Here is an 8,319-nt window from a genome sequence, read left to right as displayed (position 1 = left end):
ACCCCGCCAGCACCCCGTCCCACTCCTCAACCAACCCCACCCCGAGCTCAGCCATACAGCAACTCAACCACGCCATAACTGTGATTGCAGTACTAACCCTCCTACTACGCCCAGTGGATGCCGAGTGCGGCGAGTGCGTCGCGCTGCTCCTGTGACAGCAGCTTGTCGCGTCTGCTTCGGTTGCGGCTGGCGCCGGTCGGGTCCAGGGGTGTCACCGCGAGGTAGATGCACTTCATGGCCGCGTTCTCCGAGGGGAAGTGGCCGCGCGCCCCGATGATGCCCAGACTCGCGACGATGCGCGGCGTCGTCGGTCTCATCTCGCCCGCGCAAAGATTCTTCTCGAGCTTTCGCCTCAGGCTGCTCACCACGCCCATGATGGCCAGGACGGCCCCGAACAGGCCGGTTGTGGGAGAACGCGTGGGCCGAGTTTGTCCCGTTCCTGCAGTTCGACGCGGAGATCCGGCGGAATTGTCTGCACGACCAACGCGATCGAGTCCGTCAACGCGAGGATCCGCGCCGGGCGGGCAGTGTGGCGTGGTTGCGGTAGTGGCCGTCTTGTTCGTCCTCCTGGCCGCCGTGTGCTTCGGCGCCGGCGAGGCACAGCGCGTGGGTGAGACGCTGCGGTCGTTCGCCGCCAAACGCCGGGCCGGTGGTGCTGATCGCCGCGGCGGTGGGCCTCTTGCTGTTCGGCCCCTGGTCGTTCTGCGAAGCCCGCTGGTGCACAGCCGCTGGGCATCCTTGGGCGGTCGTCCACGCCATCCACGCGGCCCGCCCCGCGGCGGACTTTCCTGCCGGCCGCTACCTCCTCACCCTGGAACCCGGGCTGTACGACGGCACTGGCGTGCAGGCTGTCCATCCAGGTCACTGAGCGGCTTCTGTAGACGAGCCCGGGTGGGGAGACCGGCCGAGCTCGACGCGAAGCGTGTGGCAGTTCGACTGACCTGGGCGGACGTCGGCTACCACGGTTATCGAGCTTCCCTGGCTGTCCAGATGGCCCGGACCCCGCGACGGCGGACGATGCTGCGCTTCGGGCGCCTGTCATGCCCGTCCAACGCGGTGAGGCCGATCGCGGGGATGCTGGCCGAACCGTCCACGCGGATCCGGCCGATGTCGCTCTCCAGCTCTTGGGAGCGGCGCGGCAGGCCATCGAAGCCGCCACGGAAGACAAGTCGGCACGGAAAGGGCCGCACGGGCGAGGATGCAGCACCCCAGGAAGCCGCTATCCGCCGGATCGGCCGCATCCTGAGCAAGGTGAAGGTGGAAGCAGCCGACGATGTCGTGGGCGGCCAAGTTGTCGTAGATGCCGTGTTTTTCGGGGATTCCGGCGTGTGGCTCGGGCGTCTACGCGTTGTCGGGCGCGTGGCCGGACTTTGGGCGCCGCTGTCCCGGCCCCCCGTAGCGGCCAGGGGAGGGGGCGAGGTCTGGCCTGTCGGCGGGGTCGAGTTCGGCCGCGAGATGGCCGTGCGGCCCGGACGCCCTCCTCCGGGCCCGGGCGCCCTCGGCAGCCAGCCGGTGTCCGGAGGGCGAGGCTCGACCCTTTGGCCAGTCTGGCCCGCCCCGTTCCACCGCGGTGAATCCGGGCCGCGCGGCGGCCATCGACTACCCCTCGGCGGGCCGGGTCCCGTCGCCGAACTGGACCGGTGGCGGGTCTTCCACGGCTTCTGGGTCGGTGCGAGGGTCGTAGGGGTGGTCTGGTGGGTGTTACGGACGTGTGCGGCGATCCGTAGCCACTCGCGATGGTCGATCTCGGTGGCGACTGCTGCCCAGTCGTGGGTGGGGTCGTCCAAGGCCAGGCCCTGGACGTGGCGGACCTGTTCCAGCGCTTCGTGTGCGGCCTGCTCGATCTCCTGGAGCGTCTTGCCGTTCGCGTCGCGGCACACCAGAGCGCGGTGGAACCGTTCCGAGTCCGGATGGACCTCCAGCTGCTCATCCGGCGGGCGCAGCCACCGCGCGGGGATCGTGAGGCCCACCGTGTTCGGGAACGTGATGACTCGGCCGGCCTCGTCTGTGATGACGCCGGTGATCTCGTAGTCTTGGCCCTCGGTGAGTCCGAGGCCGTCGGCCTGCTCTTCGGTCAGCCGCAACCGGACGCGGCCGACGGGGAGCTCCCGGGACACGGTCACGGTTCCGGGCTCGTCGCCGTACCCGGTTGCGGTGACCGCGCGCCATGTAGAGCTGCATGTCCGCGTGCCACTGCGCCACCGACCCACCCGGCCGGTGGCGATACGCGGGTGGGAGCCGCTGTGGAATGCTCGCGGTGTAGGCCGCGCCGACTTCCACGTCCTCGATGCGCACCGGTCTCCTCCGCTCTTGTCGGTTTTCTCCGGGTTCATCGTGCCCGGTGCGGGCTCCCTGGACGAGCTGCGCTGCCTCGTTGGGGGAGCACGTGACGGGGGAGGGCGTGCTTTGCGAGGGCAGGCTGGTGTTCGGGGTTTGGCGTCCGGGCGCGAGACTTGGTGCCGGAAGGGGTGAGGGAGGAGGACTGGTGGGAGACCTTGGGCAGGTCGTGCCAATGGCCGACGCGGTTGCTGAGGGTGGTGTGCGGCCGGTACGGTCGCGTGTTCGGCATGGGAGTCCGTCATGTGCGAGTTACGGGTGCATGCGGCCGGAGTGCCGGGCTGCTGCCTACCGGGATCGTGTCCGGCGCAACCGGGACCTTCGGGCGGGGCGTCCGGCCAGGATTCCTGCTGTCGAGGCGGCGGCGCATGCTGTGAGGCTGCGTGAGGCAGGTTGGGCGGCCGGTGACATCGCGGTGGTCTCGGGGGTGTCGGTCACCCTCGTGCGCCGCCTGCTGCGCCTTCCTGCGGACCGGCTGTCGCCTGTTCACCGCACCACGGCCGAGGCGGTCCTGGGCGTTCCTCTGGCCGGTATGTCGGGGAGGCGCCGCCGTCCGGGGCTGACGCCCTCGGCCGCCAGCGCGGGGTGTCTGCAAGAGCTTGCGGAGCGGGGCTGGCCGACTAGCTTCCTGGCAGCCCGTCTGAACACGAGCACCCAGACCATTGCCGCCGTCCGCAACGGCAAGCGCCCCCGGATCAGTCTCGCGCTCGACCGGGCCATTCAGCGCTGCCACCGGGAACTGGCCGACAGCACGCCGGCCGAGTACGGGATAGCGGCACACCGCAGCGGCAGGGCCAGCACCGCCGCCCGCCGGCGTGCCCGGCACCAGCCACCCCCTCACCATGCTGCTGTCAACTGAACCCGCCCCAGCACGGCAGGCCTCCAGAGCCTCCGACCCGGCTTCCGCACGTCGAGAGGGCCGTGTCGGGCTGGCAGAGTGGGGTGGTGGGGAGGCTGGGCGCGTGGGCCCTATGCCCGCGACGGCGCGCCCGGCTTCCGGTCCGCGGACCGGAAGCCGTCTTGTGGGAGTGTTGGTGCCTGGCCGCTAGTCTTTCGGTATGTCCGATCGTGTGGTCCCTGGTTGTAGGGAGGGTCTGGTTCCCCTGAGCGCCGCGGACAGTCTGTGGGCCGGTCTGACGGCCGGCAGCACGGTACCGGCGGCTTCCGGGGTATTCACCCACTGTCTCGCTGATGCCCGGGCGGGACGGTACGTCGTACTTGCTACCTATGTGGTGGGGCTGGTGGCGGCAGCCGACGGCCCCTGGGGTGTTCCAGAAGCAGAGCTGCGCCGGGCGGCAGCAGCATGGAACGCAATGGACATGGACGCCTTCGACCTGGTCCGTATCGGCCCGTTCCACAGCGTCCCGGAGCAGAAACGCACCGCTGCCACGTTGCGGCAATGGCGCCAGCGCATCGGCCGGGAACTGCAAGCACAGGATGACCCCCGTCGCCACGCCGGACGCGAGCCCCAGCCGGGGTCTCATCTGGCTGGGGTTGATTGGCGGCGACTGCTGGTACAGCGGTCACGTGGCGGGGCAGAGCGGTCGTGGTGGCTGCCGCGTGCGGTGGTCAGGCTCCTGGACGCGGCCGAACACACCGAAACCCAATGGCTACACACCACACACGCCGCCAAGGCAAACACAGCTGTCACCGAACAGCCCCGGTCTGCCCACCCAGGAACGCCCCGAGCCACCGACAGCCGGACCACGACCGGATCGAAAACTCCGGCAGTCCCCCTGCGCCCCTACAAGGGGGAGCTGAAAGAGCAGCTCTACTCGGTACTCAGCCGCAAGCCCGGCATGTCCCGCCAGGTCGCGGGATGGGTGTGCGCCGCTTGCAGCATCGCACCGGCAGCTGTGCTGGACCACTGCCATGAACACGGCTACGTCCGCGCACCGGTCTGTACGTCCTGCAACACCCTGGAACGCCCCGACCACCTCTACGCTAATGACATCCGCGTCGCCGGCCGCTACACCCGCCTCTTCGACACCGACCACGCTGTCTGGCTGCACTACTGGCACCGCTGCCCGGGCTGCCGCACCCGCACCACCCTCCCGCTGCCCCACCTCGCCGCATGGACCGCCCACACCCACTGCCAGCCCCTGCGCCCCACTCACCGCCAAGGTCGTGCGCGGAAGCCCTGCGGGGTACTGCGCGTGTCCTGGACGGGCAGCCAGAACACACCCCGCTCCTGCCTGCTCACCGTCTCCGTCGACTTCTGTCCCTCTGGCGAGCACCGCGTCCTGGCGCGGGTGCCCTACCGGGAGGCCGTCGCCCGGTTCGGTGCATGGCTGGCCGCCGCCGTCCCTGCGGTGGCGGCAGCGGCTGGTCCCGACCGGCTGGATAGCCTTCCCGCCGAGCCCCGGCCCGTCATCGCCGACACCAGCGGCGAAGGCCTGGCCCTGTTCTGACCGAAACAGGGTTTACCCACCCGTCATGCTTCGCGCCGTTTTTCATGTTTTGTTCACTTATGGAGTTTTTTGCGTTCAGGTCACTGGCTGAGGGTGAGTTTGTGGAGGCGAAGGCTGCGGGGTGCCGTATGTGGTGGTGGCTGAGGTGGTGGAGGGCGGGGTGGGTCTGATGGTCGTGCAGACGTCGGACCGGCTTGTCACCCTGACCACCGCATATGCCGCTCCGGCGTTCCGTTCCTGGCAGGCGGATGCGGAGACTGTCCGGTTCGGCTTCACCACAGCGGGGGGATGGAGGAAAGCCGACGAGGGAATGTAAGTGAGCAGGGCTGTCCATGAACGGCGCGGTCAGTGGTGAACACGGCGCTGCTCGTACCTGAGAGACGATGCGCGCGCCGGCGTCGGAGCCCCTCGCAGCGGCCTTGCACCTGCACGCCGGTGACCTTCTTGGACGTCAGGACCTGACCCGCACGTCCGCGCGGCCAGCTGACCAGTAACGAAGGGGTGGGGGCTCTGACTGTTGAAGGCAGCGAGAGCCCCCGGGTGCGCCTCGGGAGTTGAGACGGCGTGTGGTTCAACGAGTGTTGCCCGGGAGGGTTGCGCGCGGCGGGATAGTGCCCCACGCGGCTGGGTCAAGGGTGCTGCCTGCGGGCTGGCGGAGGCGGGTTTCCGGCCCTGGTACTCGATGTAGTGGGTTGGCGGGCGGCGGTCCGCAGGGAGCCGAGGGGGAAGGCGCAGGTTCCCGGTTGAGCGGTGGAGGGTTGCGGTGCAGAGCCGGGCGGCGCCTGGAGACACTGATTTGCGGCAGGACAAGTGATCGTCCGGGTGTTCTGATCTGAGGAGGTCTGGATCTCTGATGGGCCTGGGGCAGACTTGCTGCCCGGTTCGGGGCAGGACGTGTTGTCCGAATCGGCGCCGTATCGCGTGCTGGTGCCCGTGGCGCTGGCGGGGGATGGGGCTGTGGGGTGTGGTTGGCGGGCTGTGTGGTGGGTGGCGTGCTTTCATCGTGGGTGTAGGGGCGGTAGCTCAGTTGGTTAGAGCTGCGGACTTTTAATCCGTAGGTCGTGGGTTCGAGCCCCACCCGCCCCACCGCTCGGAATGTTGTGATGCGCCCGCGGTGGGGGCGTGTTTCAGGTGGGTGGCCGGGTTCCGTTGACGCGGGTGTTGCGGGTGATTCCGTGGGCGTTGAGGGTGTTCCAGACCTCGGTGGTGGTGCGGCCGGTGCGCTCGGCGATCCCGGCGACGGTTTCACCGCGGTTGTAGGCGTCCAGGGTGGCTTCGGTCAGGTGGCGGCGGGCGGTGTGCAGGGCCTCCTGCGCGTCGTGCAGGGCTTGCACAGCGGCTTCCAGGGGATCGTCACTGCTGTTCATGCCTATACCCTGCCAGCCGTTACCGCAGGCTAGCGCGCGGTCTGGTGTGTCTGGGTGCCTGCCGGGGCCCGCACTCCAGGGAGGTGGAGGGTACGGGCCCGGCGGGGGGGTGTGCACCCGGGTGTCCGACGAGCGTGCCAGAGAACGGTTCCGCGCCTGGCATGCAGTCCCGCTCCGATACCGACTCGGGGTGAGAGGGCATCGCCGTTGTCAGGGCTGAGCGTGGCCCTGTTGCGTCGGCCGTGGGTCCTTCACGGCCGGGAGTGAGGTGGCGGCGTGGCATTCGCGGCAGGTGACGGTGCGGGGCTGACGGAGGATGCCGAGGGCTTGGTCGAGGGTGATGGGGGTGGCGCCGGGCTGGCAGCCGATGACGTGGACCAGGCGCGCTGCGGGGTGGCCAGGGCGGTGGGGGAGGTCCTGTACCGTCCAGGCCTGGCGGCCGTGGCCGGCAGGTGTGGCGGGGCGGGTTGGGACGCGGGTGTAGTCGCCGCCTTGGAGTGGGTGGACGTGCCGGGCGTCGAGCCAGACATTGTGCTCCGCGGGTTCCGTACAGCCTTCCTTTTCGCTGGGTGCCCAGCAGCTGATGCCGACCCGGTACTGCCAGCCGTCACTGGTGCGCCGGCGCTCATACAAGTGGGCACGCAGTTCCTGCCCGTCCGGCATGGTGACCATTACCCGGGCCGTGTTCCCCGGCATTCCCGCCCCCTCCCACAGGCCAGCATCCTAACCAGCCCCGGGAGCGCCACCGCGGGCAGCGGCTGTGTTGCACGAGCGCCTGCCACTACGTCACCGTCCGAAGAACGCTGAGTCCAGCTGTCGCCGACATGCGGGCGTCGGCCACCCAGGGCGCCTCGGCGGCGCTCCGCGCTGGGCCTTCGCCACCCTGGACAGTCCTACCCGCTCCTAGACCTGGCCGGCTATCGGCCTCTTCATTGGCCTGTCCGCAGTTCACGCATGGGCGGGGAGGACCCCATGAGCAGGTGTTGGATCGCCCCCGAGCATGGAGTGGCCGTTTCAACCGGATTGCTTCAGACGTCCCCCACCCAGCGCCACCAGTACCGCACGCGTAACCGTCCCCGCTCCCGCTCGTTCCCTCGCCGGGAACCTCGCGCAGTTGGTCGCGTTTTCCGGCTTCGCGCCGCCTCTTGCCGGGCATCCCGCGGCGCCTGCGGGCGTGGGCTTCTCCGGCCTGCGCAGCCGGGAGGGCGCTGGGGCCGGCGCTGCCGGCCTGCGGCTTCGACCGCGCCGGCGCCCGGCCTGACGGGCAGGGGCCGGGGTCCGGCGACCGCCGGGCAGCCCATCCCGGGTCCGCCTCGTGGTATAGGGGTGTCTTAGAAGCCGGGGAAGTGATAAAACAGCAGTGAATACGGCTTTCACCGTGTGGCGGGCCCATATTTTCGCTTACCGCCGGGCCGGGGACGGCCGTGTATCTCGACAGCCCGAGGTCTCCGCCGGTTTCACCGCCCTCTCCGAGGCCCGGGTGGAGGCAGTCCTGAACAGGCTCAGCGGGTTGACCGTGAAGGCTTCCCAGGCTTGGGGCCTTATCGGCCAAGATTTTTGCAGACTGTGAAGCAGATAGTGCCCACGGTCACTTCGGCGGACCGGACTCTGTTGGTGCTGATCAGTCCGCCCACGACCCATCGGCTGGTATCCGGCATTTGGGCCGTCCACCTCACAAGGCCGGCTGGAGCGATTTTATCGCGCGCCATAACGACGGCCGACCCCGCCGGGCACGTCAGCCCAAGCAGCCCAGCTGCAGAGCCCAGGCCATCCTGATGGGGTGCCGCCCAAAACCGTGACCGGACCAGGATCCCCCGCTAAAGCCCGTTAACCAAGACTGGCTGGGAGCAGCCCCCGCAAGCGGCGCAATTACGCACTTCAACATGATGCCTTCACCTTCTCGAATAGCTTCTGTGTATTCAGGACGAAAGGCTGCCACGGCCCAGTGGTTCCTGCGGCACCACTGCCAGCGGCGTGGAGCACCAGGGTCCGGGGGCGGGCACGGCCCGCGGAACCAGGGGCCCTTGCGGCCTTCCGGAGCAGGCCGCCTGCACGCCTATAGAGAGGGGGAACCCCCGCCCCTGTGACGTTGACCTCGATCGGGAGTGTCTACTGAGGATTTCGGGTTGTCGTCGGGTAGTGACGGTTCATGATCCCTGCGGTATGCCGTTGGTATGCGTTATCCGGAGGGTGGGGGCCTGACC

The 8,319-nt window shown here is 69.1% G+C and carries 6 protein-coding genes, 1 tRNA gene and 1 pseudogene; 4 read left to right on the top strand and 4 right to left on the bottom strand.

Annotation, left to right across the window (positions count from 1 at the left end; translation table 11 throughout):
• Nucleotides 1-104 precede the first annotated feature (104 nt).
• Nucleotides 105-365, bottom strand: coding sequence for a hypothetical protein (locus tag ACFYP3_RS36315; RefSeq protein ID WP_388842255.1), 261 nt, complete (start codon nt 363-365; stop codon nt 105-107).
• Nucleotides 366-400: 35 nt separating this feature from the next.
• Here ACFYP3_RS36315 and ACFYP3_RS36310 point away from each other — a divergent pair.
• A pseudogene (locus ACFYP3_RS36310) lies at nt 401-515 on the top strand (transposase); the annotation flags it as partial.
• Here the strand turns inward: ACFYP3_RS36310 and ACFYP3_RS36305 are convergent.
• On the bottom strand, nt 499-723 hold the full coding sequence (locus ACFYP3_RS36305) for a hypothetical protein (RefSeq protein WP_388842253.1): 225 nt from the start codon (nt 721-723) through the stop codon (nt 499-501). The pseudogene ACFYP3_RS36310 and the gene ACFYP3_RS36305 sit on opposite strands and share 17 nt — an antisense overlap.
• 2,041 nt (nt 724-2,764) lie before the next feature.
• On the opposite strand from ACFYP3_RS36305, the gene ACFYP3_RS36300 reads away from it, so the two are divergent.
• From ACFYP3_RS36300 to ACFYP3_RS36290, 3 genes are all read left to right on the top strand, one after another.
• Nucleotides 2,765-3,196: a hypothetical protein gene (locus tag ACFYP3_RS36300; RefSeq protein WP_388842251.1), complete on the top strand. Its 432-nt coding sequence runs from the start codon at nt 2,765-2,767 to the stop codon at nt 3,194-3,196.
• 940 nt (nt 3,197-4,136) lie between these two features.
• The gene (locus tag ACFYP3_RS36295; protein ID WP_388842249.1) at nt 4,137-4,748 is read left to right on the top strand and encodes an endonuclease domain-containing protein; all 612 of its coding nucleotides are present in this window, start codon (nt 4,137-4,139) and stop codon (nt 4,746-4,748) included.
• A gap of 1,012 nt (nt 4,749-5,760) precedes the next feature.
• Nucleotides 5,761-5,834: transfer RNA gene (locus ACFYP3_RS36290), tRNA-Lys, on the top strand.
• Between the two features lie 41 nt (nt 5,835-5,875).
• Here the strand turns inward: ACFYP3_RS36290 and ACFYP3_RS36285 are convergent.
• Together ACFYP3_RS36285 and ACFYP3_RS36280 are read right to left on the bottom strand one after the other, a co-directional pair.
• Complete coding sequence (locus tag ACFYP3_RS36285; protein ID WP_388842247.1) at nt 5,876-6,115, bottom strand: hypothetical protein; 240 nt, start codon at nt 6,113-6,115, stop codon at nt 5,876-5,878.
• Between the two features lie 210 nt (nt 6,116-6,325).
• A complete protein-coding gene (locus ACFYP3_RS36280) occupies nt 6,326-6,778 on the bottom strand; it encodes a DUF6233 domain-containing protein (protein ID WP_388842257.1) in 453 nt (150 codons plus the stop codon).
• Between the last annotated feature and the right edge of the window lie 1,541 nt (nt 6,779-8,319).

It is taken from the genome of Streptomyces sp. NPDC005533, assembly GCF_042871845.1.
Classification (GTDB): domain Bacteria; phylum Actinomycetota; class Actinomycetes; order Streptomycetales; family Streptomycetaceae; genus Streptomyces.
Note: the sequence above shows the minus strand (reverse complement) of the source record. Positions and strands in the feature narration are given on the sequence as shown.